This window comes from Actinomadura sp. ATCC 39365 (genome assembly GCF_054392275.1).
This window is the reverse complement of record NZ_CP184335.1, coordinates 4,868,678-4,894,280: the sequence shown is the minus strand read 5'-3', so window position 1 is coordinate 4,894,280 and position 25,603 is coordinate 4,868,678. Positions and strand designations below refer to the sequence as shown.

The 25,603-nt window shown below is 72.5% G+C and carries 23 protein-coding genes and 1 pseudogene; 10 read left to right on the top strand and 14 right to left on the bottom strand.

The window, feature by feature from the left end:
• Positions 1-36 precede the first annotated feature (36 nt).
• The 5 genes and pseudogenes from ACNF49_RS24085 to ACNF49_RS24065 form a co-directional block, all read right to left on the bottom strand.
• Positions 37-1,332: a M1 family metallopeptidase gene (locus ACNF49_RS24085; protein WP_482945576.1), complete on the bottom strand. Its 1,296-nt coding sequence runs from the start codon at positions 1,330-1,332 to the stop codon at positions 37-39.
• Entirely contained in the window at positions 1,329-5,111 is a 3,783-nt protein-coding gene (locus ACNF49_RS24080; protein WP_482945048.1) for a Pls/PosA family non-ribosomal peptide synthetase, read from the bottom strand. Before ACNF49_RS24080 ends, ACNF49_RS24085 begins: the two co-directional genes overlap by 4 nt.
• 217 nt (positions 5,112-5,328) lie before the next feature.
• Positions 5,329-6,267: an adenosine deaminase gene (gene add / locus ACNF49_RS24075; protein WP_482945047.1), complete on the bottom strand. Its 939-nt coding sequence runs from the start codon at positions 6,265-6,267 to the stop codon at positions 5,329-5,331.
• Positions 6,268-6,278: 11 nt separating this feature from the next.
• Positions 6,279-7,037 (bottom strand): class I SAM-dependent methyltransferase, encoded by a 759-nt coding sequence (locus ACNF49_RS24070; RefSeq protein ID WP_357977548.1) that lies wholly within the window; start codon positions 7,035-7,037, stop codon positions 6,279-6,281.
• 369 nt (positions 7,038-7,406) lie between these two features.
• A pseudogene (locus tag ACNF49_RS24065) lies at positions 7,407-8,309 on the bottom strand (RNA polymerase sigma factor); the annotation flags it as partial.
• A gap of 388 nt (positions 8,310-8,697) precedes the next feature.
• Between ACNF49_RS24065 and ACNF49_RS24060 the strand changes: the two are divergent.
• A complete protein-coding gene (locus ACNF49_RS24060; RefSeq protein WP_482945046.1) occupies positions 8,698-8,976 on the top strand; it encodes a hypothetical protein in 279 nt (92 codons plus the stop codon).
• A 42-nt stretch (positions 8,977-9,018) separates the two neighbouring features.
• On the opposite strand, the gene ACNF49_RS24055 is transcribed toward ACNF49_RS24060, so the two are convergent.
• Positions 9,019-9,378 carry a hypothetical protein gene (locus ACNF49_RS24055; protein WP_357977542.1) on the bottom strand — a complete coding sequence of 120 codons (360 nt, stop codon included), beginning with the start codon at positions 9,376-9,378 and terminating at the stop codon, positions 9,019-9,021.
• 201 nt (positions 9,379-9,579) lie between these two features.
• On the opposite strand from ACNF49_RS24055, the gene ACNF49_RS24050 reads away from it, so the two are divergent.
• Together ACNF49_RS24050 and ACNF49_RS24045 are read left to right on the top strand one after the other, a co-directional pair.
• The gene (locus ACNF49_RS24050; protein WP_482945045.1) at positions 9,580-10,572 is read left to right on the top strand and encodes a hypothetical protein; all 993 of its coding nucleotides are present in this window, start codon (positions 9,580-9,582) and stop codon (positions 10,570-10,572) included.
• Positions 10,573-11,091: 519 nt separating this feature from the next.
• Entirely contained in the window at positions 11,092-11,319 is a 228-nt protein-coding gene (locus ACNF49_RS24045) for a hypothetical protein (protein ID WP_482945044.1), read from the top strand.
• 87 nt (positions 11,320-11,406) lie between these two features.
• Here ACNF49_RS24045 and ACNF49_RS24040 read toward each other — a convergent pair whose 3' ends face one another.
• The 5 genes from ACNF49_RS24040 to ACNF49_RS24020 all read right to left on the bottom strand — a co-directional run bounded on the left by ACNF49_RS24040 (position 11,407) and on the right by ACNF49_RS24020 (position 14,931).
• On the bottom strand, positions 11,407-11,973 hold the full coding sequence (locus ACNF49_RS24040; RefSeq protein WP_482945043.1) for a DUF4291 domain-containing protein: 567 nt from the start codon (positions 11,971-11,973) through the stop codon (positions 11,407-11,409).
• A gap of 72 nt (positions 11,974-12,045) precedes the next feature.
• The gene (locus ACNF49_RS24035) at positions 12,046-12,423 is read right to left on the bottom strand and encodes an SMI1/KNR4 family protein (RefSeq protein WP_482945042.1); all 378 of its coding nucleotides are present in this window, start codon (positions 12,421-12,423) and stop codon (positions 12,046-12,048) included.
• A gap of 83 nt (positions 12,424-12,506) precedes the next feature.
• The gene (locus ACNF49_RS24030; RefSeq protein ID WP_482945041.1) at positions 12,507-13,106 is read right to left on the bottom strand and encodes an SMI1/KNR4 family protein; all 600 of its coding nucleotides are present in this window, start codon (positions 13,104-13,106) and stop codon (positions 12,507-12,509) included.
• Between the two features lie 82 nt (positions 13,107-13,188).
• Positions 13,189-13,764 (bottom strand): 3'-5' exonuclease, encoded by a 576-nt coding sequence (locus tag ACNF49_RS24025; RefSeq protein WP_357977523.1) that lies wholly within the window; start codon positions 13,762-13,764, stop codon positions 13,189-13,191.
• 111 nt (positions 13,765-13,875) lie between these two features.
• Positions 13,876-14,931 (bottom strand): winged helix DNA-binding domain-containing protein, encoded by a 1,056-nt coding sequence (locus ACNF49_RS24020; protein ID WP_482945040.1) that lies wholly within the window; start codon positions 14,929-14,931, stop codon positions 13,876-13,878.
• Between the two features lie 9 nt (positions 14,932-14,940).
• Between ACNF49_RS24020 and ACNF49_RS24015 the strand changes: the two genes are divergently transcribed.
• Positions 14,941-16,119 (top strand): cysteine desulfurase-like protein, encoded by a 1,179-nt coding sequence (locus ACNF49_RS24015; RefSeq protein WP_482945039.1) that lies wholly within the window; start codon positions 14,941-14,943, stop codon positions 16,117-16,119.
• A gap of 55 nt (positions 16,120-16,174) precedes the next feature.
• Complete coding sequence (locus ACNF49_RS24010) at positions 16,175-16,771, top strand: NUDIX hydrolase (RefSeq protein WP_357977514.1); 597 nt, start codon at positions 16,175-16,177, stop codon at positions 16,769-16,771.
• Between the two features lie 59 nt (positions 16,772-16,830).
• Here ACNF49_RS24010 and ACNF49_RS24005 read toward each other — a convergent pair whose 3' ends face one another.
• The 3 genes from ACNF49_RS24005 to ACNF49_RS23995 form a co-directional block, all read right to left on the bottom strand.
• On the bottom strand, positions 16,831-18,486 hold the full coding sequence (locus ACNF49_RS24005; RefSeq protein ID WP_482945038.1) for an acetolactate synthase large subunit: 1,656 nt from the start codon (positions 18,484-18,486) through the stop codon (positions 16,831-16,833).
• 115 nt (positions 18,487-18,601) lie between these two features.
• Positions 18,602-18,913 carry a hypothetical protein gene (locus tag ACNF49_RS24000; protein ID WP_357977509.1) on the bottom strand — a complete coding sequence of 104 codons (312 nt, stop codon included), beginning with the start codon at positions 18,911-18,913 and terminating at the stop codon, positions 18,602-18,604.
• A gap of 93 nt (positions 18,914-19,006) precedes the next feature.
• Positions 19,007-20,968 (bottom strand): HelD family protein, encoded by a 1,962-nt coding sequence (locus ACNF49_RS23995; RefSeq protein WP_357977507.1) that lies wholly within the window; start codon positions 20,966-20,968, stop codon positions 19,007-19,009.
• 66 nt (positions 20,969-21,034) lie between these two features.
• Here ACNF49_RS23995 and ACNF49_RS23990 point away from each other — a divergent pair, with 66 nt between their 5' ends.
• From ACNF49_RS23990 to ACNF49_RS23970, 5 genes are all read left to right on the top strand, one after another.
• Positions 21,035-21,649 carry a TetR family transcriptional regulator gene (locus ACNF49_RS23990; RefSeq protein ID WP_482945037.1) on the top strand — a complete coding sequence of 205 codons (615 nt, stop codon included), beginning with the start codon at positions 21,035-21,037 and terminating at the stop codon, positions 21,647-21,649.
• Positions 21,650-21,888: 239 nt separating this feature from the next.
• Positions 21,889-22,566 (top strand): lysophospholipid acyltransferase family protein, encoded by a 678-nt coding sequence (locus ACNF49_RS23985; RefSeq protein ID WP_357977502.1) that lies wholly within the window; start codon positions 21,889-21,891, stop codon positions 22,564-22,566.
• Positions 22,567-22,645: 79 nt separating this feature from the next.
• On the top strand, positions 22,646-24,220 hold the full coding sequence (locus tag ACNF49_RS23980; protein WP_357977499.1) for a penicillin-binding transpeptidase domain-containing protein: 1,575 nt from the start codon (positions 22,646-22,648) through the stop codon (positions 24,218-24,220).
• A 201-nt stretch (positions 24,221-24,421) separates the two neighbouring features.
• Positions 24,422-25,066, top strand: coding sequence for a GntR family transcriptional regulator (locus ACNF49_RS23975; RefSeq protein WP_357977495.1), 645 nt, complete (start codon positions 24,422-24,424; stop codon positions 25,064-25,066).
• Positions 25,063-25,530, top strand: a complete 468-nt coding sequence (locus tag ACNF49_RS23970; protein WP_357977493.1) for an OsmC family protein — start codon at positions 25,063-25,065, stop codon at positions 25,528-25,530. The genes ACNF49_RS23975 and ACNF49_RS23970 overlap by 4 nt, the downstream gene beginning before the upstream one ends.
• Positions 25,531-25,603 lie beyond the last annotated feature (73 nt).

Below are 25,603 nucleotides of genomic sequence, written 5' to 3'. Positions count from 1 at the left end.
GACCAGGTCGGCGCGGTGTGTGCGGCGCGGGGTGGGTCAGGCGCCGCGGTCGCGGGTCAGGGCGCCGCCCGCCATCGGCGGCAGGGGCCGGTCGTGCAGCCACGCCGTCAGCAGCGCGCCGGCCGGCACGTGCCGTTCGGCGTGCGCGGCGAACTCCCGCGTGGTGACGCTGCCGTACCGGCGGCTGTCGGCCCAGGAGCGCAGGATCGTGAAGAACGCCTGGTCGCCGGCCGCCCGGCGGAGGGCGTGCAGGGTGAGCGCGCCGCGCTTGTAGACGCGGTCGTCGAACAGCGTGGCCGGGCCGGGGTCGGCCAGCACGAAGTCCTGCGGCAGCGCGGCGAGCCTGCGGTGCCAGCGCAGCGCGTGCTCGTCCGCGGGCGGGCCGCCCGAGCGCTCCGACCACAACCACTCCGCGTACGTGGCGAACCCCTCCTGCAGCCAGATGTCGTTCCACCCCGCCACGGTGAGGCTGTTGCCGAACCACTGGTGGGCCAGCTCGTGCGCGACCAGCCGCTCGCAGCCGCGCGCGCCGTCGACGTGGTTCCTGCCGAAGATCGACATGCCCTGCGCCTCGACCGGGATGTCCAGGTCGTCGTCGGCCACGACGACGGTGTAGCCGCTGAACGGGTAGGGCCCGAACAGGTCGCCGAACAGCGCCATCATCTCGCCCTGGCGGCCGAAGTCGTGCCGGACGCGGGCCGCCAGCCGCGCGGGGTGGGCCAGCCGCGTGCCGCCCACCTCCGACAGCTGGTAACGCCCGATCTGCACGCTGGCCAGGTACGTCGCCATCGGCTCGGCCTGCTCGTAGACCCACGTCGTGGTCCCGGACGCCCGCCGCCTGGCGGCGAGCACGCCGTTGGCGATCACCTGGTACGCCGGCGCCGTCGTCACCGAGATCCGGTAGGACGCCTTGTCGTCCGGCCGGTCGTTGCACGGGAACCAGGAGGGCGCGCCGATCGGCTGACCGGCCACGAGCGCGCCGTCGGTCAGCTCCTCCCAGCCGAGCCCGCCCCACGGGCTGCGCACCGGGACGGGCGTGCCCGCGTACCGCACCTCGACGACGGCCCGCCCCCCGGCGGCCAGCGGTCCGGGCAGGGTGAGGCGCAGCTTGCCCTGGCCGTGCGTGTGGCGGACTGCCCGGCCGTCCACCGTGACGCCCTGGACGCGGAAGTGGCCGAGGTCGAGGCCGAGGTCGCCGAGCGGCTCGGCGGCCGAGACCGTCAGGCGGGCCGTGCCGTCGAGCCGGTTGGCCCCGATCCGGTAGTGCAGCGCCAGGTCGTAGTGCTCGACCGCGTACCGGTGGTCGCCGTGCCCCGGGAAGTACGCCGTCATCGCCACGCCGAGACGGGGTTGCCGAACCACCGGCTGCCGCCGGGCAGCACCTCGCCGCGCATGACCAGGGACGCCGGCCCGACCGTCGTGCCCGCGCCCACCCGCGCGGCGGGCAGGACGACGCCGTGCGGGCCGAGCGTCGCGCCGTCCTCCAGCGTCACCGTGTCGATGCTCATGACGCGGTCGTGGAACAGGTGCGTCTGCAGCACGCATCCCCGGTTGACGCACGCGCCGTCGCCGAGTGTCACCAGATCCGCCTCCGGCAGCCAGTACGTCTCGCAGGTGACCCCACGTCCGATGCGTGCCCCGAGGGAGCGCAGCCACACGTTCAGCGGGGCGGTCCCCAGCCAGGGCTGGGCGAACCAGGGCGCCGCCAGCACCTCGACGAAGTTGTCCGCCAGCTCGTTGCGCCACACGAACGAGCTCCACAGCGGCCTGTTCCCGGCCGAGATCCGGCCGACCAGCGCCCATTTGGCGGCCGTCGCGACCGCCGCGGCGAGCACCCCGGCGGCCAGCACGACCAGCCCGCCCAGCGCGGCGGCGACGGCGAAGCCGTAACCGGCGGCCAGCCACTCGAACGCGGCCACGGCCAGGACGGCCAGCGCGACCACGCCCATCGCGGGCACCACCCGGCACGCCTCGACCAGCGCCCGCGCCGCCTTGTACCGCGCGGGCGGGTCGTAGGTCCTGCTGCGGTCGGCCTCCTCGGCCGTGCGGCGCAGCTTCATGGGCGGCATGCCCACGTACGAGGAGCCCGACTTGGCCTTCTTGGGCGTCGCCGAGAGCACGCCGACCAGGCCGTCCTTGGGCACCTTGCGGCCGGGGGCGGTCATCCCGGAGTTGCCGAGGAAGGCGCGTTTGCCGATCCGCGCCGAGGCCAGGCGCATCCAGCCGCCGTCCAGCTCGTACGGGGCCACCATGGTGTCGTCGGCCAGGAAGGCGCCGTCGCCGACGGAGGTCATCGTGGGCAGCGCGAGCACGGTGGACAGCTCGGCGCCGCGGCCCACCTTCATGCCGAGCGCCCGCAGCCAGACGGGCGTCAGGACGCTGGCGTACAGCGGGAACAGCCACACCCGGGCCGAGGCCATCAGCCGGCCGGTGACCCACGCCTGCCAGGCCGGACGGCTGTGCACCGGATGGTGACCGGGGTGCAGCCCCAGGCCGAGCAGCCGGACGCCCGCCAGCGTGACCAGCGCGAAGGCGGCCATGCCGGCGACCGTGGCCAACGGTACGGCGGGCAGGGCGGCGGCCAGCGCGCCGCCGAGCGTGGGCTCGTCCCCGGCGAAGGCGGCCAGGACGGCGAGCGCGACACCGGCCGCGGCCACCGGGAGCAGGCTGAGCACGACCGCGCTCACCCCGTACAGGGCGACCCACGGGCCGGAGCGGGCGGCGCGTTCGGCCGGCCGGGAACGGCGCGGCCTGCCCTGGCGGAAGGCCGGGACGCCGGCCCAGCGCTCGCCCGACGGGACCGTCCCGGCCACCGCGGAACCGGGGGCGACCTGCGAGTTCTTGCCGACGCGCGCGCCGGGCAGCAGGGTCGAGCGGGAGCCGACGGTGGCGCCCGCGCCGATGCGGATCTCGCCGACGTGCAGCACGTCGCCGTCGTACCAGTGGCCGGCGAGGTCGACCTCCTGCTCGACGGAGGCGCCCCTGCCCAGCTTGAGCAGGCCGGTGATCGGCGGGGGCGAGTGCAGGTCGGCGTCCGGGCCGACGGTGGCGCCGAGCAGCCGGGCGTACCAGGCCATCCAGGGCGCGCCGGCCAGGTCGGGCACGCCGAGCCGTTCGGCGAACCGCTCGGCGAACCACAACCGCAGGTGCACGCCGCCGCCGCGCGGGTGGGCGCCGGGGCGCACGCCGCGCAGCAGCAGCCGGGCGACCGCCGCCGACAGGCCCATGCGTCCCATGGGGGTGACGAACGCCAGCGCGCCCAGCGTCACCCACCACCACGACAGCCGCGGCGCCCATGGTGGGGCGAGCACGTTGCCGAGCGCGGCCAGCGGCACGACCCAGCGCAGCGCGCCCACGGTGAGCAGCGGGATCATCAGCGCGATCTGCGCCAGCGCGGCGCGTCCGGGCATGGGGGCGGCCGCGGCGTGCGCGGGGGCGTGGGTCCCGCCCCTGGCGGCCAGCAGCTCGGCCAGCCCGGCGAGGGTCGGGTGCGCGTAGACGTCGCCGACGGCCACGTCGGGGTGGGTGGCCCGCAGCACGGAGACCAGGCGGGCGGCGGCCAGGCTGGTGCCGCCGTCGGCGAAGAAGTCCGACTCGGGCCCTTCCGGGCGCACGCCGAGGATCTCGGTCCACTGCGCGGCCAGCAGCGCCTCGGCCGGGGTGAAGGCGGCGTCCGCAGCTGCCGGGCCGTCCAGCGGCCACGGGAGCGCGTCCCGGTCGATCTTGCCGGAGGTCCTGGTGGGCAGGGCGTCCACGGGGGCCAGGCGGGGCACGAGCGCGGCGGGCAGCGACCCGGCCAGCAGCTCGCGGGCCCGTCCGGCGTCGAAGCCGGGCCCGGTGACGACGTAGCCGACGAGCACCTGGTGGCCGCCGCCCGCGGTGCGGACGGCGGCGGCCGCGCCGGTGACGCCGGGCAGCGCGCTCAGGGCGGCGTCCACCTCGCCGAGCTCGATCCGGCGTCCGCCCAGTTTCACCTGGTCGTCGGCGCGGCCGGCGAAGACGAGGCCCTCCGGCTCGGCGCGGACGAGGTCGCCGCTGCGGTAGGCGCGCTCCCAGCCCAGGGACGGCAGCGGCGCGTACTTCTCGGCGTCCTTGGCCGGGTCGAGGTAGCGGGCCAGGCCCACGCCGCCGATGATCAGCTCGCCGGTCTCGCCCATGGCGACCGGCTCGCCCGCGCCGTCCACGACCGCCAGGTCCCAGCCGTCCAGGGGCAGCCCGATGCGTACGGGGCCCTCCCCCGTCAGGCGGGCGGCCGAGGCCACCACGGTCGCCTCGGTGGGCCCGTAGGTGTTCCACACCTCGCGACCGGGCACGGCCAGCCGTTCGGCGAGCTCGGGCGGGCACGCCTCGCCGCCGAAGATGAGCAGCCGGATGCCGTCGAGGTGCGCGGCGGGCCAGAGCGCGGCCAGCGTCGGCACGGTCGAGACGGCGGTGACGCCCTGCCCGGCCAGCCAGGGGGCCAGGTCCATGCCGGTGCGCACGAGCGCCCTGGGCGCGGGTACCAGGCAGGCGCCGTGCCGCCAGGCCAGCCACATCTCCTCGCAGGAGGCGTCGAAGGCCACCGACAGCCCGGCCAGCACCCGGTCACCCGGGCCGAGCGGCCGGTCCTGCAGGAAGAGCCCGGCCTCGGCGTCGGCGAACGCGGCGGCCGACCGGTGCGTCACCGCGACGCCCTTGGGCCTGCCGGTGGAGCCGGAGGTGAAGATGATCCAGGCGTCGTCGTCCGGGGTGGGCCGCTCGGGCGTGGCCGCCTGCCGGACCGGCGTGGCCGGGCCGCCGTCGAGCACGGCGTCCACGGCGGCCTCGGCGAAGACGAGTTCGGCGCGTTCGTCCGGGTCGTCGGCGTCCACGGGGACGTACGCGGCGCCGGCCGCGAGCACGGCGAGGATGGAGACGTACAGCTCGGCGGTGCCGGAGGGGATGCGCACGCCCACCCGGGAACCGCGCCCGACGCCGGCCGCGGCCAGCTCGGCGGCGACGCGGTCGACCTCGGCGCGCAGCGACCGGTAGTCCAGGCACACGGCGCCGTCGTCCAGCGCGGGCGCGTCGGGGTGGCGGCGGGTGGTCTCGTCGAGGATGTCGATCAGGGTGCGCGGCGGCGGGGCCAGCATGCCCGCCGGGTAGACCGCCGACGCGGTCCTGAGTCTTAAGTCTGCCGAGTCGGTGCGCAAACGCTGCTCCTTCGGTCGGGCGGTCGGCCCCGGCCCGTCAATGCCACGGGCTGCCACTGGCGTGGCGTTCGCGCCACCTCCGTTCGCAACGGTCGTCGATTCGCCAACTATTCCACGATGTGACGGAGATCGCCGTGCCCGGCGGAGGCCGGACGGGTCAGTGGAGCCAGGCGTCGACGGCGGTCAGCAGGTCCGTCTTGAGGGCGTCCGGGGCGAAGGAGGCCCTGATCGAGGCGCGGGCCAGCTCGGCCAGGACGTCGTCGCCGTACCCGAAGACCTCGCGCAGCCGCAGGTACTCGTCGGCCAGCGCCGTCTCGCCGTCGGTGTTGACCGTGACCGCGAGCCCCGCCTCGCGCAGGCGCGGCAGCGGGTGCTCGGCCAGCGACGGCACCAGCCCGAGCAGGACGTTCGACGTGGGGCAGACCTCCAGCGGGACGCCGCGCTCGCGCACCTCGGCCACCAGCGCCGGGTCGTCCAGCACCCGGATGCCGTGGCCGAGCCGCTCGGTGCGGCCGAGGTCCAGTGCCTCGCGGATGCTCGCCGGCCCGGCCGCCTCGCCCGCGTGGTGCACCAGGTGCAGGCCCGCGTCCCCGGCCGCGGCGAACACCTCGGCGAAGGGGGCCAGCGGATATGCCTCGTCGCCCGCGAGCCCGAGGCCGATCACCTCGTCGTGGCGGGTGGCCAGCTCGTACGTCCGCCACAGCCGTTCCAGGGGCCGCCGCCTGGAGTGGTCGAGCAGCACCCGGGACTCGATGCCGTACCGCCTGCCCTCGGCCAGGCCGTCGAGCACCGCCTCCAGCGGCATCTCCGGGGCGCCCAGCCGTTCCCCGTGGGCGGCGGCGGTGAAGGTGACCTCGACGTAGCGGGTGCCCTGGGCGGCCTCGTCCTCGCAGAACTCCAGGGCGACGCGCCGGAAGTGCTCGGGGGTGCGCAGCAGGTCGCGCACCTTGGCCCGCTGGTCGGCGAACTCGCGGAAGCTGGTGAACCTGCCCTCGGGCTCGGGCGGGCCGCCCAGTTCGCGCACGGTCGCGGGCCGTACGGTGCTCTCCAGGTGGACGTGCAGGTGGGCCTTGGGCAGCAGGCGAAGGTCTCTCACTCTCCGGGAGGTTATCGCCGGGTGATACGGATTTTCGACTGTTTATGTGGGGACTGCTCCCAGTCGTCCATGAACGTCGCTTTCAGTCCGTACTGGCGGGCCAGCTCGACCAGCGTCTCGGTGCGGTAGTAGAAGTCCTCGCGCAGGACGTGATGCTCCTTGCCTTCGGTCCGGTCGAAGGTGAAGTCGAACCAGCCGTCCGGCTTCATGACCCGGCCCACGTTGGCGAAGCACTCCTCGATGACCTCGATCGGCGAGTGCGAGAAGACGCTGTGGGCGTGGACGACGTCGAAGTACTCGTCCGGCAGGAACGCCAGCCGCAGGTCGCGCACCGGCGCCAGGTACGGCAGCTTGTCCTGCAGGGCGTGCTTCTCGATCGTGTCCTGGGCGGCCAGCAGGATGTCGGGCGAGATGTCGATGCCGTAGTAGTTGCCGGTGAACAGGTAGCCGATGAACAGGCGGCCGGCGCGCAGGTTCCCGCAGCCGATCTCCAGCATCCGGCAGTCGGGCTTGAGCCCGTGCTCCACCAGGTAGTCGAACTGCATGCGTCCCAGGGCCAGCCAGCGCCGGTGCTTGTGCGACCCCACGGCGCCCTCGGGGTCGCGGGCCGTGTCGGACCTCATGACGGCGCGGTAGTAGGTGACGTGGTCGTGGGTGCGGAGCCGGAACCAGGTGTCGCGGGCCAGCCGGCGCAGGTGGGGGGCGATCCTGTGGGGGTGCCGGAACGCGTATGCGGCCTGGTGGACGAGGCTCGTACGGGAGCGTTTCACGTTGGGCAGAGTAGGTCCGGCCCAACCGGCCCGCCTTGAGCTCCACACACTCCAGAGCCCCCTTTTACCCCCTCTTTCCCACCCCAGGCCCCCTCCGGGCTTCGCCGGTTTCCCGTGGTCCCCGCCGGTGGGTGGCGGGGCGCCTCGTCGCAGTTCGCGGCACGCGGATGCCCGGGGGCCGTCGCCGGGGCGGACGGAGGTCGTGCCTGTCGCTGGTCTCGCCGGCGGCGCGGCGGTCGGTTCGGTCGACAAGGCGGTGACGCTCCACGTCCACACGGCGAGCCCTGCTCGGCGTGTCGCGTGATGCTGCTCCCGGGCGCGAACGATCGGCTCGGACAGCGGCGTACTGCCGCTCCCGGGATCGGGCGGTCAGCTCAGGTAGTCGCGCAGCGCCATGGCCCGGGAGGGGTGTCGCAGCTTGGACATGGTCTTGGCCTCGATCTGCCGGATGCGCTCACGGGTGACGCCGTAGACGCGGCCGATCTCGTCGAGGGTACGGGGCTTGCCGTCGGCCAGGCCGTAGCGCATCGTGATCACGCCCGCCTCGCGCTCGGAGAGCTGGTCGAGCAGGCTGTGCAACTGCTGCTGCAGCAGCGTGAACGAGACCGCGTCGGCCGGGGAGACGGCCTCGGTGTCCTCGATCAGGTCGCCGAACTCGCTGTCGCCCTCCTCGCCGAGCGGCGTGCTCAGGGAGATCGGCTCCCGGCCGTAGCTCTGGACCTCCGACACCCGCTCGACGTCGAGATCGGTCTCGGCGGCGATCTCCTCGGGAGTGGGCTCGCGGCCCAGGTCGGACTGCAGGCGGCGCTGCACGCGGGCCACCTTGTTGATCAGCTCGACCATGTGCACGGGGATGCGGATCGTCCGGGCCTGGTCGGCCATGGCACGGGTGATGGCCTGCTTGATCCACCAGGTGGCGTAGGTGGAGAACTTGTAGCCGAGCCGGTAGTCGAACTTCTCGATCGTCCGGATCAGGCCGAGGTTCCCCTCCTGGATCAGGTCGAGGAAGAGCATGCCGCGGCCGGTGTAACGCTTGGCGATGGAGACGACGAGCCGGAGGTTGGCCTCCAGCATGCGGCGCTTGGCACGAAGGCCGTCGTCGGCGATCCACTCCAGGTCGGCACGCAGGTCGGAGGACAGGCCGGGCTCACTGTCGAGCCGTTCCCTGGCGAACAGGCCGGCCTCGATGCGCTTGGCCAGCTCGATCTCCTGCTCGGCGGTGAGCAGCGGGACGCGCCCGATCTCCTTCAGATAGGTCTTGACCGAGTCGGCGCCGACGGCCGTGCCACCGTCGGCGATGGTGTCGTCCAGTTCGAGAACCTCTGCTGCTTGGGACAAAATTCTCTCCTCGCTCGCGTTGGGTGGACGCTCAGTGACTGAGCCGGCCTGCGGGCAGGGCCGGCGGGAAAACGTAGCGGGCCGATAGGCGTCGGGACCTTCAGGGCATGAGGGAACGGAAGAAGCGGGGCCTGGCAGGGCCGTCTCTGACCAGGCTACCCAACACTTCCTCGAACGTGGCTTCGACGAACACCCGATCATCGCTTCCCCGCCGGCGCCATCCGCCCCCTGACCAGCCCCCAACCCCGTCCCCTCGCCACCACCCCCGCCGGCCGACGGCACTCCAGAAGACGCCCGCCCCCTCACCCCGCCTCTGATCGCGATGTCCGACCCGCACGCTTCGGTGAGAGCCGGTCGCCACGCGTTTGCGAAGACGCCGGCGATCAGGACCCTCGATGACGTCCGCCGCCATGGCGCTCGGGTGCTGGAACGCGAGGCCCGCCGGGCGATCGTCGGGGGGGCCGCATTCGGACAGGAACTCGGACCTCGGGTGCGCGTGCTGCCGTCCGGGTACGACACGGACGTCGACGGCAACCCCGGTTGCGTCATCCGACGCGCCCTTCCGGATCAACACCTGGTCAACCACGGCTTCGCCGCCTGATGGCAGGTGCACCGGCACTGGTCCGCTGGTTGTCTCGATGCACTAGGGGCATTGGATCATGCCGCCGCCGTCTCCTTCGCTGGAGACCTGGCTGAAGTGGATGTAGCGGTCCGGCTGGCCCTGGCCGCCACGCCAGGTGTACCAGCGGTTGTCCCCGCCGCTGTAGTCCCCACGAACCCAGCAGCGCGGGTAGATCTGCGTCCCCACATAGCAGGTGAAGAGGAAGTTGGGCCGTCCGAGCCGGGGAGAGCTGCGGACGTTGCCGTCGTACTTGCACTTGAAGATCAGGGCGGTGGCCGTGCCGGCCGAGGCCACTGCGGGAGTCGCGGTGAACAGCACGGCGACACCACCCAGCGCTACGACGGCGCTGCCCAGACCGGCGGTCAGACGTCGAAGCGGCATTTTATTGATCACGGATTGCCTCTCACGGCTCGATGAGGAGCACGCCCCAGTAGGCGTGTCAGGCTCAGTCTTGGCGGCTGGTGGATTGTCTGGAACCCGGCTGCACCGGCCCAGACAACGTCGTCCGGTGCCCTACGAGGTGCCTGGCACCAGCCACTGACGCTGTTGCGACACCATGATCACGTGCGGTATTGATCACGGATGTCCTTGATACGGGTGATCACGGCCGCGGCCGAGCTGCTCGACAAGACCTCGCGGATGCGTGCGGGCCGGTCGTGGGAGGATCCCGCGCTGGAGCAGGCGCTGCGCCAGGTGCGGGCCGGACGGCTGGAGCCGGGCCTGGAGCTGGTCCGCCGGGCGCGCGACGACCACGAGGTGCGTGCGCTGCGCGTCGAGCAACTGGGGATCGCCGCCCGTGCGCACACCAAGGCGCTGCTCCGGCTGGCCGGCGACGACCCCGACGCGTTGCTCTGGCTCGGCGCCGCCCGGATCAGGCAGGCATGGGCGATCCGCGGCGCCTCCTACGCCACGTACGTGAGCGATCAGCGCTTCGCCCGCTTCCACGAGGTGCTGGCGGACGCCGCCGTCCCGCTGCGGCAGGCCGCCGAGGCCCGTCCGGACGATCCCGTTCCGTGGGAGCGGCTGCAGTGGCACGCGCTCGGCGCGCAGGCCGGCCGGCAGGAGCTCGACCGCCTCTGGACGGAGCTGACCGCCCGCGCTCCGCACCTGTATCTGGGCCACTACACCCGCGTCCAGGTGCTGTGCGGCAAGTGGTACGGCTCCGACGACGAGGTGCTGGCCTTCGCCCGCCGCACGGCGGACGCGGCGCCCCCGGGCGACCCGGTGACGGCAACGCTGGCGCTGGCCCACTTCGAAGTCGCGTGGGGCCTGATCGGCGAATCGGAGCGTACGGCGCGGGAGATCCTCGAAGGCTACTTCGGCGACCCTGAGGTGGCCGGCCCGCTGGTGGCGGCGTCCGACAAGTGGCGCGAGGGCGCCCGGCCGCATCCAAGGGCGCTGGACGCCGCGCACCTGTTCGGCGCGGCGCTCTACCACGGCGGCCACCTCACCGGCGCGCAGCGCCTGCTGGAGGGCTTGGGCAGGCGCATGCCGAAGAACCAGCCGTGGGCGGTCGGCAGCCTGCTGCCGGGCCGCCACTACGCCCGCGTGCGGCGGGACCTCGGCCTCGCCTAGCCAAGCCGTGCGCGCCGGACCTCGTCCTGGCCCGGCACGTCGGCGCGCCAGGACGGGGCAGGGGGTGACGTTCACCGACACCTCGTCCTACGTCGACCTCTCCGGCAAGACCGCCTTTCTGCGGCGCGAGGGCGTGCTGCAGTTCGGCAAGCCGGTCAAGGGCGGCCTGGGTGTCATCGTCGCCTCCGACATCAAGGCGACGTACACGCCGCACGAAGGCGGGATCTTCAACTCCCTCGACGCCCTGCTGGGCGACGAACGCACGATCACCGTGGGCAAGGTGAGCTACAACAAGGGCGGCGCGCTCAACGGCGATGTTCCGTCGGGCAAGCCCTGGCTCAGGTACGACAGGCCGCTCCCTGGCGGGATCAGCGGGCTCTACAGCCAGCTGGTGAACCCGCCGAACCCGCGACCCTCCAGGCCCTCATCAAGTCCGGCACGAAGTCAGGACGTACGTTCAAGGGCCACATCAGCCGGGCCGAACTGTGGCGGGCCTCCCCCTGGTACCGAGCCTCCGCCATGTCCAAGAGCAAGGACCGCGCGTTCGCCTTCGAGCTCACCCTGGGCCCCGACAACCTGCCACAACGGCTCGTCACCTCGCACCCGGCCGCGGAGCACCGGGTGCAGAGCCTGGTGGGCGACGACGTGATCACCGTGGAGTCCCGCTACACCAGATGGGGCGGCAAGGTGCGTGTGACGGCTCCGCCCGCCAAGCAGGTCTACTCGCGCAAGAAGGGCGGCAGCTGATCCCTGGGCGGGCCGTCGGGGTTCAGCTCGCGGCCGATGTGCCCGTCCAACCGCCTCGCGTAGTCGTCCAGCGTCTTCGGTCGGCCGTCATCTGCCCGGGGCAAGGAGGCGTTCCAGCGTTCGCGGCAGGGGATACACCCGCTCGGCGGGGAACAGCCGTTGGGCCTTGGCGGCGTGCCCGGTCTGTGTCAATGCCGTGGCCTTGCGGACCTGCGGGGTGAGGTCGGTGAGGCTGACGATCCAGTCGTCGGTGAAGGTGCGGATCAGGTCGCGGCCGATGCCGACCTGAATGCTGTAGTGGTTCAGCGCCGCTCCGCGCGACGAACGTTCCGGGTCCCACTGGACATGTACGGCTGCCCGGGTCACAGCCGCCGGATCCGCGGTCGTGAGCACGGCCCGGGACAGAGCTTCCTCCCAGCCCCGCCGGGTCATCCGCACTGCAAGAATGCGCTCCTGACCGGCTTTGCGGGCCCAGTTGCTGCGATGCATGAGCCACAGGAACGAGGGCTTGATCCAGGTCATCCTGTGGAACGAGAACGGCGCAACGAAGCGGCCCGCGCGCAGCGCGGCGTCGGCTATGGCAGGTGCGTATGCCTGGTAGACCACGATCGTGTCAGCGTCGTAGTCTGCGCGGATCTCGTACTGGGGTGCCATGCATCGCACCCTGCCACCCGTTGCACTCACATCGCGAAGCCTTTTCCCCCGGTCACAGCGACTCCCCGATGGTCAGCAGAAAGGGACAGGACCGAGCGATTCGATCCAGGACGCGAAGTCCGCGGCCACGACGTCGAAATACGCGGGCTCCAGATCGCCCAGACCGGAGGAGAACACGGCGGAGCCCGGGTCATCGGCACGCAGGAGGAATCCGCGGCCACCGCTGTCATCGCCGACGAGGAGGAATCCAGGTGCATATTTCGCCACTTCGTAGGTGGCGTTGCGTTCACCGATGTCCCCCGCCGAGTACACCGCGACCCCGGACTCCGTGTGCAGGCCGTCCCTCACGCTCCACAGCGCCACCAGCGGAGCTGGAAGGCTCATCGCCGTCTCGTCCCGCGCCCGCAGGACATCGTCCGGCGTTGCCGCCGGCCCCACCGACCCCGCCACCCTGCACCCCTCCCGACAGACTCCGGCCCCGACATGATCACCGACGCGCCTACCCGCAGACGCGGGCGTCGGCTGCACGGGCCCTACTGGTCGGCCGATCGTGGCGAACCGAGGTCGGGGTCCATTTCCGCTTTCCAGCGCCTCTGTTCTTCGAGCCAGTGCACGTAGCGCGGCGAGGCGTTACGCAGGTCGACGCTGAGGGGGTAGGGGTCGTACTCGTCCAGGAGCAGCGTGCGGAGGAATTCGACCATGCCACAGGGGAAGAGGGTGAAGTCCTCGCGGGTGTGCCGGCCGCAGACCAGGACGGGCCACCGGTCGGGGTCGGGGTCGGTGGTCAGCCAGCACAGGATGTCGGGGCCCGACGTGACGCCCCAGGCGAGGATGTCGTTCGGGTCGATGTCGAGACCTTCCTGACCGCCCAGCATCTCCCAGGTGTGACGGGCGTTCTTCGTCTCCTCCTCGAAGGTCCCGGGGTCCCACTGGATGTACTCCTTGGGCAACGGCATGAGGATGACGACCTCGGCGAACGAGCCGGCGCCGTAGACGGACATGAAGGACATGTAGTCACGCGGGAACCGCGTGCCCCACCGCGCCTCTGCTGCCGACCAGTCGATCTCCTCGTCCGCGCCGAGATCTGGAGGCAGGATCTCGGTCAGCGCTGCGACACCTGTCGGGTCTTCCACGGCAATCCCTTCGACGACGTGGCCGGGGAGTCTACGAGATCACGCCGACACAACGCCGCAACGGGGTCAGTCGCACCAGGCTCTAGAGGGCCGGCCATGCCCCGCGGCCCAACAGGTCGAGGACGAGTGCCGCGATGTTCCACGCGTCGTCCTCGCCGCGGTGATGGCGTCCCTCGAGCGGCAGTCCGGCGATCTGCAGAGCGTGGTCCATGCCGGGTTTCCGGCGCAGCCCGTACGCCGCCGCGAACACGGCCTTGGCGTTGGTGTGGGTGCGTTCCGTTGGATGACCGAACGGGTAGGCCACCCCGTCGGCCCGACTCTGCCGAGCGAACTGCCGGCGGTCGTACTCGCCCCAGCTCGCCCAGGGGCGCTGCCCGGCGTCGTACTCCTCGGCAAGGACCCGGCATGCCTCGGCGAAGGTGACGCCCCGTTCCACCTCGGCTTGCGTCAGGCCGGTCAGTTCCGTGCAGAAGTCACTCACCGCCGATCGGACAGGGCGGACCAGGATGCGGTGCCGGGACACCCGGCGCCGCGCCGGCACGTCCACGACGGTGAGGCCGATCTCGATGATCTCGTTGACGGAGCCGGGCGGCGGCTGTCCGTCCCAGCAGGTGGCTTCCACATCGATGACGTTCAACAGGGCGGATTCGTGAGGCATGGGGCCGAGGCTAGGGAGGCACACCCGGCTCCGGCACCTCGATTTCACCAGCACCACAGAGGCGGCGACGCCATCGTGCCCAAGGCCCACAGTCTGCTCCGGGCGGGGTGGTCAGTTGGGTGGGGTGTGTTCGAGGGTGTAGGTGGTCGCGTCCGGTTCGGCGAAGGCGAGGAGCGCCAGCCCCTCCTCCTCCAGGACGTCCAGAGGCGTCGGGGCGGCGAAGGGGCTGATGAGGAGCTTGGCCTTCTTGCCGGACCGCTTGATCTGCCAGGTCCCCGCCGCGAACCCGTCCACCAGGTACGTGGCCTTGATCCGCAGGTTCTTGGTCGCGACCAGCGGCCTGAACTCGTCCGCCAGCACCCGCGTACGGTCGGCGTGCCCCAGGACGAGGTTGTCGAAGTCGGGCAGGAAGCGCACCGGCGCGGGCACGTCGCCGCCCGGCCGCGGCGCGCCGGGCAGGTCGAACAGTTCGCGTCCCGTCTCGTCGGCGAGCCTGTCCAGCTCCATCCCCTTCATGACGGCCCGCATCCCGCCCAGTCCCGACCAGGTCTGGACGTCGGCGGGCGTGGCCGGGCCGAACGCGGCGAGGTACCGCTCGACCAGGCGTTCCATGCTGGGCGCCGGGTCCAGTTCGACGCCGGGCAGCCCGAAGGCGGACTCCCGCGGGAAGCTCCACCGGTCCTGCGTCGGCACCATGACCAGCGGCGTCATCATGCGCACGGCGTACCCGAGCACCCGCTCGTCGGCGCCGGGGAACTCCTTCAGCAGCAGGGGCCGCAGCTCGTTGAAGGTGAGCGGGCCGTCGGCGAGCAGCCGGTCGGCGACCGCGGCGACGGCCTCGAAGTCGACGCCCTCGAACCGGCGCGCCGCGGCGGCCAGCATGGGACGCAGCAGCGGCCGGAAGGACACGAAGTCCTCCGCCGTCACCAGGTGCAGCGTGGCCCGCATCATCGTCGCCCGCACCAGGCCGCCGGCGTGCAGCGAGGCGTGCAGGTCGTCGCGCCGGAACCCGGCCAGCCGCGTCCACACCCCCACGTAGGGCGGCCGCGGCTCCTGGGCCTGCAGCCCGGCCAGCCGGTGCACGACGTCGGCCGGCCGGCCCTCGTGCCGGGCAAGGAGGTGCTGCCTGGCCAAGGTGGCGCGGTTGAGGTCTCTGAGGGTGAGCATCTACTTATCATGCCTTTCCCCCTGGAGTCCGTACGTTCCTCCTATCCCGCGCTTTCCGATGGTTTCGCCTACCTTGACGGCGCGGCCGGCACCCAGACGCCGCAGCCGGTGATCGACGCCATCTCCGCCGCCTACCGGGCCGGGCTCGGCAACGTGGGCGGGGCGTTCCCCGCCAGCCACCGGGCGGACGAGATCGTCGCCGCCTGCCGTGCCGCCGTCGCGGACCTGGTCGGCGGCCGTCCCGACGGCGTGATCCTCGGCCCGAACATGACGACGCTGACGTACCGGCTGGCCAGGGCGCTGACCGGGCCCGGCGACGAGGTGGTGGTCTCCAGGCTGGACCACGACGCGAACGTGCGCCCCTGGACCCAGACGGGCGCCGCCGTCCGCTGGGCCGAGGTGGACGCGGTGACCGGCGAGCTCCCGGTCGACCAGTACGCCGACCTGATCGGGGAGCGGACCAAGGTCGTCGCGGTGACGGCGGCCAGCAACATCCTCGGCACCCGTCCCGACGTGGCCGCCATCGCCGAGCTGGCCCACCGCGCGGGCGCCCTGCTGTACGTGGACGGCGTGCACGCCACCCCGCACGGCCCGGTGGACATGCGGGCGCTGGGCGCCGACTTCTACGCCACCAGCGCCTACAAGTGGTCGGGGCCGCACGTGGGGGCCGTCGTCGCCGACCCGGCGCTGCTGGAGACGATCCGTCCGGCCAAGTTACGGCCCTCCCCCGACACCGTGCCGGAGAGGTTCGAGACGGGTACGTCCGCGTTCGCCGACCTGGCCGGGGTCACCGCGGCCGTCGACCATCTGGCCGCCATGGTCCCCGGCACCGGCACCCGCCGCGAACGCCTCCTCGCCTCGATGGCCGCCGCCGAGGAGCACGAGCTGGAGCTGTTCGCCGGCCTGATCTCCGGCCTGGAGACGATGCCCCACGTCACCCTGCACGGCAAGCCCGCCAGGCGCACCGCGACCGCCTACTTCACCGTCGCCGGCCACGCCCCGCGCCAGGTCGCCGAGCATCTGGCCGGGCTGGGGGTCAACGTCTGGAACGGCCACAACTACGCCTGGGAGCTGACCGGCGCCCTCGGCGTGCGCGACTCGGGCGGCGCCGTCCGCGCGGGCCTGGTCCACTACAACGACCGCTCGGACGTCGACCGCCTCCTGGAGGGAGTGGCCGGCCTCTCCTGATGGGCCTCCTGGGATCACACCGGCCCGCACGGGTACGGCGTGACATCCTGAGGGGATGTTGCCCCCGATCGACGTGCTGCGCGAGCAGGTCACCGCCCATCTCGCCGCCTTCGACCGCCGGGAGGTGCCGCCCGTCACAGGGGTGCGCCGGGCGGCCGTGACGGTGTGCGTGCTGGAGGACGCCGAGCGCGTCCCGTACACGGTGCTGATCCGCAGGGCGGCGCGGGGGCGCAACCCGGGGCAGTGGGCGCTGCCGGGCGGGCGGCTCGACGACGGCGAGCTGCCGGTGGAGGCGGCGCTGCGCGAGCTGGCCGAGGAGGTCGGGGTGACCGGCGTGGCGGTGGCCGGGCTGCTCGACGACTTCGTCGCCGACTCCGGGTTCGTGATCACTCCTGTCGTGGCGTTCGGAGGGCGTCAGGAGCCGGTGGGCGACGCCCACGAGGTGGCCTCGGTGCACGCGGTGCCGCTGGAGCGTTTCCTCGCGCCCGGCGTGCCGCGCTGGCAGGGCGAGCTGCTGCAGATGCCGCTCGGGCCGGACATCGTGATCCACGCGCCGACCGGGGCGATCCTGTGGCAGTTCGCCGAGGTGGCGCTGCGCGGGCGCGAACAGCGGGTGTTCGACGTCGCGCAGCCCCACTGGACGAGAACCTGACCCACCGGGCCCCTCGTTCGGGCCCGGCCGGTCAGAAAGGGCCGGTCAGAAGGGGCCGGTCAGAAGGGGCCGGTGAGTTCGCCCAGCTTGCCGGTCAGCTCCAGGTTTGCCGCGTAGTCGACGGGCACCGCGATCACCGACACCGTCTCGTCGGCCAGCGCCTTGCGCAGCGTGGGCAGCAGCTCCCCGGCGCTGGTGATCCGGTAGCCGCGGGCGCCGAAGCTCTCGGCGTAGGCGACGAAGTCGGGGTTGCCGAAGCGGATGCCCGAGTGGCGGCCGAGCTCCAGGTCCATCTTCCACTCGATCAGCCCGTACGCGTCGTCGACCCACACCAGGACCGTGATCGGGATGCGCTCGCGGACGGCCGTCTCCAGCTCCTGTGAGTTCATCAGGAACGCCCCGTCGCCGGTGGCGGCCAGCACCCTGCGCTCGGGGAAGGCCAGCTTGGCGGCCAGCGCGCCGGGCACCGAGAACCCCATCGAGGACAGCCCGTTGGAGACCAGCATCGTGTTGGGCTCGTACGTCGGGTACATGCGGGCCATCCACATCTTCACCGCGCCGGTGTCGGCCAGCACGATGTCCTCGCGCCCCATGGCCTCCCGGATGTCGGCGACCACGCGCCGCGGCGACAGCGGGAAGCCGTCCTCCGAGCGCCCCTGCGCCAGCTCCTCGCGGATCAGGCGGCGGATCTTCTCGCCGGTGCCGTTGAGCTCGAAGCGGCGCGGGACGGCGTCGGCGAGCGCGTCCAGCGACCGGGAGATGTCGCCGTGCACCCCGACGGCCACCGGGTAGTGGTCGTCGACCTCGGCGGGGAACCGGTGGAGGTGGATGATCTCCTTGTCGCGGTTGGGATTGATCTTGACGGGGTCGAACTCCTGCAGCTCGTAGCCGACGCTGATCAGCACGTCGGCCTCGTCGAAGCCGAAGTTGACGTAGTCGTGCCGCATGAAGCCGACCGCGCCCAGCGCGTGCGGGTGGTCGTCGGGGAAGACGCCCTTGCCGTTGAACGTGGTGGCCACCGGCAGCCCGAGCCGCTCGGAGAAGCGCACCAGCGCGGCGGAGGCCCCGGCCCGGCCGGCGCCGTGCCCGGCCAGCACGATCGGCCTGCGCGCGCGGGCCAGCACGTCGGCCGCGCGGGCGATCTGCGCGGCCGAGGGGTCTTGGGGACGGACGACGTTGACCGGCAGCGGGCCGAGGTCGGCCGGCACGGCAGCCGACTCGACGTCTTCTGGGATGGCCAGGTAGACGGCGCCGGGCCGCTCGGTCTGGGCGGTCTTGAACGCCTTGCGGATCATCTCGGGCAGGGCCAGGGCCGTCGGCGCCAGGTCGGCCCACTTGGTGATCGGCCGGAACAGCGACACCAGGTCGACCACCTGGTGCGACTCCTTGTAGATGCGGTCGAGGCCGACCTGGGCGGTGATCGCCACGACGGGGGTGCTGTTGGTGGTGGCGTCGGCCACGCCGAGTTGCAGGTTGATCGCGCCGGGGCCGAGCGTGGCCGAGGCCACCCCCGCCTTGCCGGTGAGCCTGCCGTAGATCTCGGCCATGAACGCCGCGCCCTGTTCGTGCCGGACGAGGATGTAACGGATGGAGGAGTCGTTGAGCGCGTCGACGAAGTGGATGTTCTCCTCGCCGGGGATGCCGAAGACGTACTCGACGCCTTCCGCCTCCAGGGCTCGCACGATCAGATGGGCCGCGTCCGCCTGCGGGGACATGGTTAACGCCTTCTTCCATGAGCGACTGCGTCCCTGACAGCACCCGGGAGGCGCGCTTCATTCCGGGACGCGGCCCTGTGCCCGCGCGACGGCGGATTCACGCGGGCACAGCGGGTCAGGAACCCAGCGCGCGCGTGGCCAGCGCGCCGAGGACCATGCCGACGACCATGCAGGCCGCGGCGGCGATGGCGGCCCACCTGCCCAGGGACTCGCCGCGGGTGTGGCCGACGATGCCCAGCACGATGCCGGCCAGGCCGAACAGGATCGGTATGAACAGGATGGCCACCGCGGCGCTGACGAACCCGATGATCGACAGGACCTGGGCGCCCTGCCGCTGCGGCGGCCCGCCGTAGGGCGGCGGCTGCGGCCGGCGCCCTTCACGTGTGTGCTCGTCGTCGCCCGGGGGCGGGTCTTGCGAAGCGGTCATTCTCCGGCTCCCTCGTGAAGTGAATCACATCACACACCAGAGCCGTGGGCCTGTCGAGCCGCCGAGTCCAGACATCTGCCCATTTCAGAAGGCTTATGACGGGCGGGAAAACTGAGGGGGAAGGGGTTCGGCGTGGACGACGTCGAGCCGGGAGACCGCGCGGGTGAGGGCGACGTACAGACGGTTGAGGCCGCGCGGTTCGGCCGCGACGACGGCGGCGGGCTCGGCGAGGACCACGTGGTCGTACTCCAGGCCCTTGGACATCGAGGCGGGCACGACGCTCAGCCGCTCGCCGAGGTCCAGGCCCTCGTTCCAGAGCGCGCAGGTGATCGCCTCGACGTGGGCGTCGGCCGCGATCACCCCGATCGACCCCTCGAACCCGCCCGCCTCCCGTACGGCCGCCACGACCCCCTTCTCCAGCTCGGCCGTCGCGATGACGCGCAGCCTGCCGTCGGAGCGGTAGGAGCGGGTGGGGGGCACGTCGGCGTCGAGCGCGGCCAGCAGCGTGTTGGCCAGCTCCACGACCACGCCGGGCACGCGGAAGCCGGTGGTCAGCTCGACGATCCGGCCGCCGGGGCTGCCGAGCAGCTCCAGGTGCTCGGGCCACGACCTGGCCGCCCACGGTGTGGTGCCCTGGGCCAGGTCGCCGAGCACGGTCAGCGAACCGTGCTCGCTGCGCCTGGCCACGGCGCGGCACTGCATGGGCGACAGGTCCTGGGCCTCGTCCACGATCACGTGGCCGTAGCCGCGGGGGCGTTCGAGCAGGCAGGCCAGCTCGTCCAGCAGCACCAGGTCGGCTTCGGTCCACTTGGCGCTCTTGGCGCCGCGCGGCGGACTGGGCCAGGCGAGTGCGGCGCGTTCGGCGTCGGTCAGCAGGCCCTCGGGCGGGGCGCTGAGGACCTCGTGCAGCACGTCCTCGGGGCGGACGGCGGGCCAGGTCGCGTCGAGCGCCGGGGTGAGCGCCCGGCCGATCCGGCGTTCCCAGGCGGCGTTGCAGGTCTGGCCGCGGGCCTCGGCCTGCCGTCGCATCGCCGCCACCGTCCTGGCCCTGACGCGTTCGCGGCCGACCCCGTACGGGAGCGCGGCCCGCCTGGTGTCCTCCACGATGCGGCGCAGCTCGTCCTCGCCGACGCGCCAGCGGTAGGAGCCGTCGGCCACCACGGCGGGCTCGGCGGGCCTGCGGATGCGGCCGTACAGCGCGCGGCGCAGCACTTCGGCCATCCGGACGTCGTGCTTGACCGCCGCGGCCGCCGCGGAGTCGGCGGCCCGTACGGGGTAGGCGCCGAGCAGCACTTCCAGGGTGGTCTGCTCGACGTCCACCTCGCCGAGCGCGGGCAGCACGGCCGAGATGTAGCCGAGGAAGGTGCGGTTCGGGCCGAGCACCAGGACGCCGGAGCGTTCGAGGCGCCGGCGGTGCGCGTACAGCAGGTAGGCGGCCCGGTGCAGGCCGACGGCGGTCTTGCCGGTGCCGGGGGCGCCCTGGACGCAGATGGTGGTGTCGAGGTCGGCGCGGACCAGGTCGTCCTGCTCGGGCTGGATGGTGGCGACGATGTCGCGCATCGGGCCGACGCGGGGGCGTTCGATCTCGGCGGCCAGGAGTGCGCCGCCGCCCTCCTCCCCGGCGCCGAGACGCTCGTCCTCGTACCCGGTCAGCGTCCTGCCCGACCAGCCGAAACGGCGGCGTACCTCGACGCCCTGGGGGTCGCGGGCGCCGGCGCGGTAGAAGGCGCGCGCCACGGGCGCGCGCCAGTCGATCACCACCGGCGGCCCGCCGTGCTCGCCGGTGATGTGCCGCCGGCCGATGTGGTACGCCCGCCCGCGGTGCTCGGCCGACTCCTGGCCGAAGTCGAGCCGGCCGAAGAACGGCGGCCCGTCGGGCTCCTCGCTCAGCTCCTTGGCCAGGCTCTTGAGATGGCGGCCGAGCCGCTCCGCGCTGTAGCGGTCGCCGGCGACGGTCTCGCCGACGATCACGTTCTCCCGCGCGCCCTCCAGCATCCTGCGCAGCCCCGCCCTGCACCGTTCGACGTGACGCCGTTCGTCGTCGAGCGTTCCCATGCCCACCCCCAAAGCGTTAACTCGGTTAAGACATTAACCAGGTTAACACTTTGCTAGACTGCGGTCATGACGGGACTGCGGGAGCTGCAGCGGCAGCGGGTGCACGAGGCCATCTCGACGGCGGCGATCGCACTCTTCCTGGAACGCGGCTTCGACGAGGTGCCGGTGACCGAGATCGCGGCGGCGGCCGGGGTGTCCAAGCCGACACTGTTCAAGTACTTCCCGACCAAGGAGGACCTCGTCCTGCACCGGTTCGCCGACCACAAGGGCGAGGCCGCCCGCGTGGTGCGCGGACGGGCGCCCGGCGAGCACCCGGTCGCCGCGCTGCGCCGCCACCACCTCGACGGGCTGGCCGCCCACGACCCGGTCACCGGGCTCAACGACCACCCCGAGGTGCTGGCCTTCCACCGCATGGTGTTCGACACGCCCAGCCTGGCCGTCCGCCTGTTCCACCACATGACCCAGGACGAGGCCGAGCTGACCGAGGCCCTGGCCGAGAGCATGGACGAGCTGACCGCCGCGCTGCTGGCCGCGCAGGCGCTGACCGTGCAGCGGGTGCTCGCCCGCCGCACCTGGGCGCAGCTCGCCGGGGGCCGTCCCCTGGCCGAGGCCGAGGCCGACGCGATGCGCGCCGCCGAACACGCCTACGCGCTGCTCATGGACGGCCCCGCCCGCCCCTGAGCTGCGGCGCGCAGGTCACGCGCGGCCCATGCGGCGGGCACGATTACCTCCAACGCCAGAGGCTGTGCTTAACTCGGAAATGCCGATGTGGCTGTGTCCCCCGGGCCGCAAATTACCGCCTTCACGGAATACCGTTCGGCTGGAACCGTGTTGTGCACCTCGCCGAGGAGGCGACCACCACATCGGCCTTAAAGCTTTCCGGGTGTCCCGCTGCCTTAGGGTGGCAAGGTTGACTGCCCATGATCCAGGAGAGCCCGTTGCTGTACGAAGTGGTCAAGTTCGCCGCCGCGCCGCTCGCCCACGCGATGTGCCGGCCGCACATCACCGGCGCCGCGAACGTGCCGAGGGTCGGCCCGGCCATCCTGGCGGCCAACCACCTCTCCGTGCTCGACTCCTTCCTGCTGCCCGCGCTGCTCCCCCGGCACGTCACGTTCACCGCCAAGAACGAGTACTTCGACGGCAACCCCGTCTCCGGCTTCTTCATGCGCCTGGGCGGCAGCCTGCCGATCGACCGCGAGAGCGCCCACGCCGCCCAGGCCATGCTCGACGCCGCCGCCGAGCTGCTGGAGCGCGGCGAGCTGTTCGGCATCCACCCCGAGGGCACCCGCTCCCCCGACGGCCGCCTCTACCGCGGCAAGGTCGGCGTGGCCTGGCTGGCGCTCAAGACGGGCGCGCCCGTGCTGCCGGTGGCGCTCAAGGGCACCGAGAAGGTGCTGCCGGTCGGGGCCAAGGTGCCCAGGCCCGCCAAGATCGGCATCTCCATCGGCCGGCCCCTGCGTTTCGAGGGCGACCACACCAAGGCGCGCGACCGGCGCCGGGTCACCGACGAGGTCATGGAGGCCGTCCAGAAGCTGTCCGGGCAGGAGTACGTGCCCGCGTACGCCTCCAGTTTCAAGACCACCAATGGAACGACGTGACCGGTCACCGCTAGGCTCTGACACCTGACGTCGAGGACCGGGGGGCTGACCAGTGGCGCGGGGCCGTACCATCGCGATCGTGTCGGTGTCCGCCGTGCTCGTGGCGGGGGCCGCGGGCGGGGGCGCCTACTACCTGCTACGCACCAAGGGCACACCGGGCGAGACGGCGCAGCGCTTCGCCGCCGCCTGGCAGGCCGGCGACAAGGCCGCCATGACCGCCGAGCTGGCCACCCAGCAGCAGCTCACCGCCTACGACCAGCAGCGCGCCGCGCTCGGCGTCGAGTCGGCCACGGTCAAGCTGGGGCGGGTCGTCGAGGGCGACGGCCGGGCCAAGGTCCCCTACACCGCGACCCTGGCGCTGAAGAACATCGGCTCCTGGTCCTACGACGGGCAGCTCGACCTCGTGGTGGCCGACCGCATGTGGAAGATCGACTGGCGGCCCACCACGCTGCACCCGCAGATGACCTCGGGCGCGGCGTTCGCCGTCAAGACGAGCTGGCCGCAGCGCGCGAAGATCACCGACGCCGACGGCGACCGCATCGACACCGGCACGTCCGGCGGCTCGGTTCAGCAGCTCGTCGGCTACCTCGACAAGGCCACCAAGAAGGACGTCGCCAAGCTCGGCACCTCCTACAAGCCGGGGCAGGCGATCGGGCGCGGCGGCCTGCAGGAGACGTTCCAGAAGCGGCTGGCCGGCACCCCCACCACGCAGATCCAGCTCGGCGGCAAGACCCTCGGCACCATCGAGGGCACCGACGGCAAACCCGTGGAGACCTCGCTCGACCCGCGGGCGCAGGCGGCGGCCGTGGCCGCGGTCAAAGACGTCCCCAAGCCCACCTCCATGGTCGCCATCCGGCCCTCCACGGGCGAGGTCCTGGCCGTGGTCAACAACCAGGGCGGCTTCAACCGGGCCCTCGACGGCCGCTACCCGCCCGGCTCCACGTTCAAGGCGGTCACCGCGATCGGCCTGCTGGCGGCCGGCCTGTCGCCCGCCGACAAGGTCACCTGCCCGATGTACGCCACCGTCGGCGGGCTGAAGATCCGCAATTCGGAGAAGGAGGAGTTCGGCTCGCTGTCGTTCCTCGACTCCTTCGCCCACTCGTGCAACACCACCTTCGCGCCGCTGGCCGAACAGCGGCTGGGCGCCGACAAGCTGCTCAAGACGGCAGAAGGCGTCGGCTTCAACCAGCCGCTCAACCTCGGCGTGCCGGCCACGAAGGCCAGCTTCCCGCGGGCCCAGTCCGACGCCGAGCTGGCCGCCGAGTCCTTCGGCCAGGCCAGGATCACCGCAAGCCCGCTGTCGATGGCCTCGGTCGCCGCGGCCATCGCCGACGGCACGTGGCGGCCGCCGACGCTGGTGCCGTCGATCAAGCAGAAGGCCGGCGAGCAGGCGCTGCCCAAGGGGGTCAAGGAGCAGCTGCACAGCATGATGGCGGCCGTGGTCTCCAAGGGCACCGCCAGGGGCAGCGGCCTGCCCGCGGGCACCCACGGCAAGACGGGCACGGCCGAGTTCGGCACCGGCGACAAGCTCGACACCCACGCCTGGTTCATGGGGTTCAAGGGCGACGTGGCCTTCGCGGTGGTGGTGGAGGGGGGCGGCACGGGCGGCAAGGTCGCGGCCCCGGTGGCGGCGACCTTCCTCAAGGGCCTCTGACCCGCTCCTCCCGCCCGTTCCTCCAAGGGCCTCTGCCCCTTCCTCCTGCCCGTTCTTCCAAGGGCCTCTGACCCCTCCCGCCCGCTTCCCAATGACCTCCGCCCCCTCCTTCGCGAGCCTCCTGTCTCCGTGCGTTCCCCACCGGTCTGGAGCCGTCGCATGCATTGCATGCAATGTATGCAAAGCGCTAGAGTCGTGTCCGTGCAGAGCGATGTGGCTTGGAGCCGGTTGCGGGAGCTGATCCTCGACGGGACCTACCCGCCGGGGGTGAAACTGACCGAGACGGAGGTCGCGGCGAGTCTGGAGATGAGCCGCACCCCGGTGCGCGAGGCGCTGCGAGCGCTGACCGCCGACGGCCTGGTGCGCCCGGCCGGGCGCGGGGTGGTCGTCGTGGCCCTGGAGGCGTCCGCACTGGAGGACGCCTACCAGGTACGGGCGGCCCTGGAGGCGCTCACGGCCGAGCTGGCGGCGACCCGCCAGGGCGAGGGCCGCATCGCCCCCGCCGACCTGGCCTCGCTGCGCGAGGTCGCCGACGCCACGGCGGCCGCCACCGCGCAGGGCCGGCTCGGCGAGGCCGTCGGGCTCAACCGCCGCTTCCACCGGCGGATCGCCGAGCTGGCGGCCAACGCCATCGCGCTGCACACCCTGGAGCGCGTGTGGGACCAGATCCAGGTCTCCACGTTGCGCTCGCTGGCGCCGCCGTCCCGTCCGGCACACGTCTCCGGCCAGCACGAACAGCTTCTCGCCGCGATCACCGAGGCCCGGCCGCAGGACGCCGCGGCCATCGCCCGCGCGCACGTCCTCGACACCCGCGCCGTCACTCACAGCAAGGACGAACCCGCATGACCCGCCACCACACGTACACCACCACCGTCACCTGGACCGGCAACCGGGGCACCGGCACCAGCGGCTACCGCGACTACGACCGCGACCACGATCTGTCCACCGAGGGCCGACAGGTCATCGCGGGCAGCTCCGACCCCGCCTTCCGCGGCGACCCCGCCCGGTGGAACCCCGAGCAGCTGCTGGTCGGCTCGCTCTCCCAGTGCCACATGTTGTGGTATCTGCACCTGTGCAGCGAGGCGGGCGTCGTGGTCACCGCGTACGCCGACCACGCGGTGGGCACCATGGCCGAGAGCGGCGCCGGCGGCCACTTCACCGAGGTCGTGCTCCGCCCCGAGGTGACCGTGGCCGCGCCGGAGATGACCGAGACCGCCGCCCGCCTGCACGAGGACGCCCACAAGGCGTGCTTCATCGCCGCCTCGGTCAACTTCCCGGTACGCCACGAGCCGACCGTGCGCACGGCCTGAGGCGCGACCGAAAGCCGCGAACGACCCGCGAACGACCCGCGAACGATCCGGGACCGGTCCGGGAGCAGCCCCG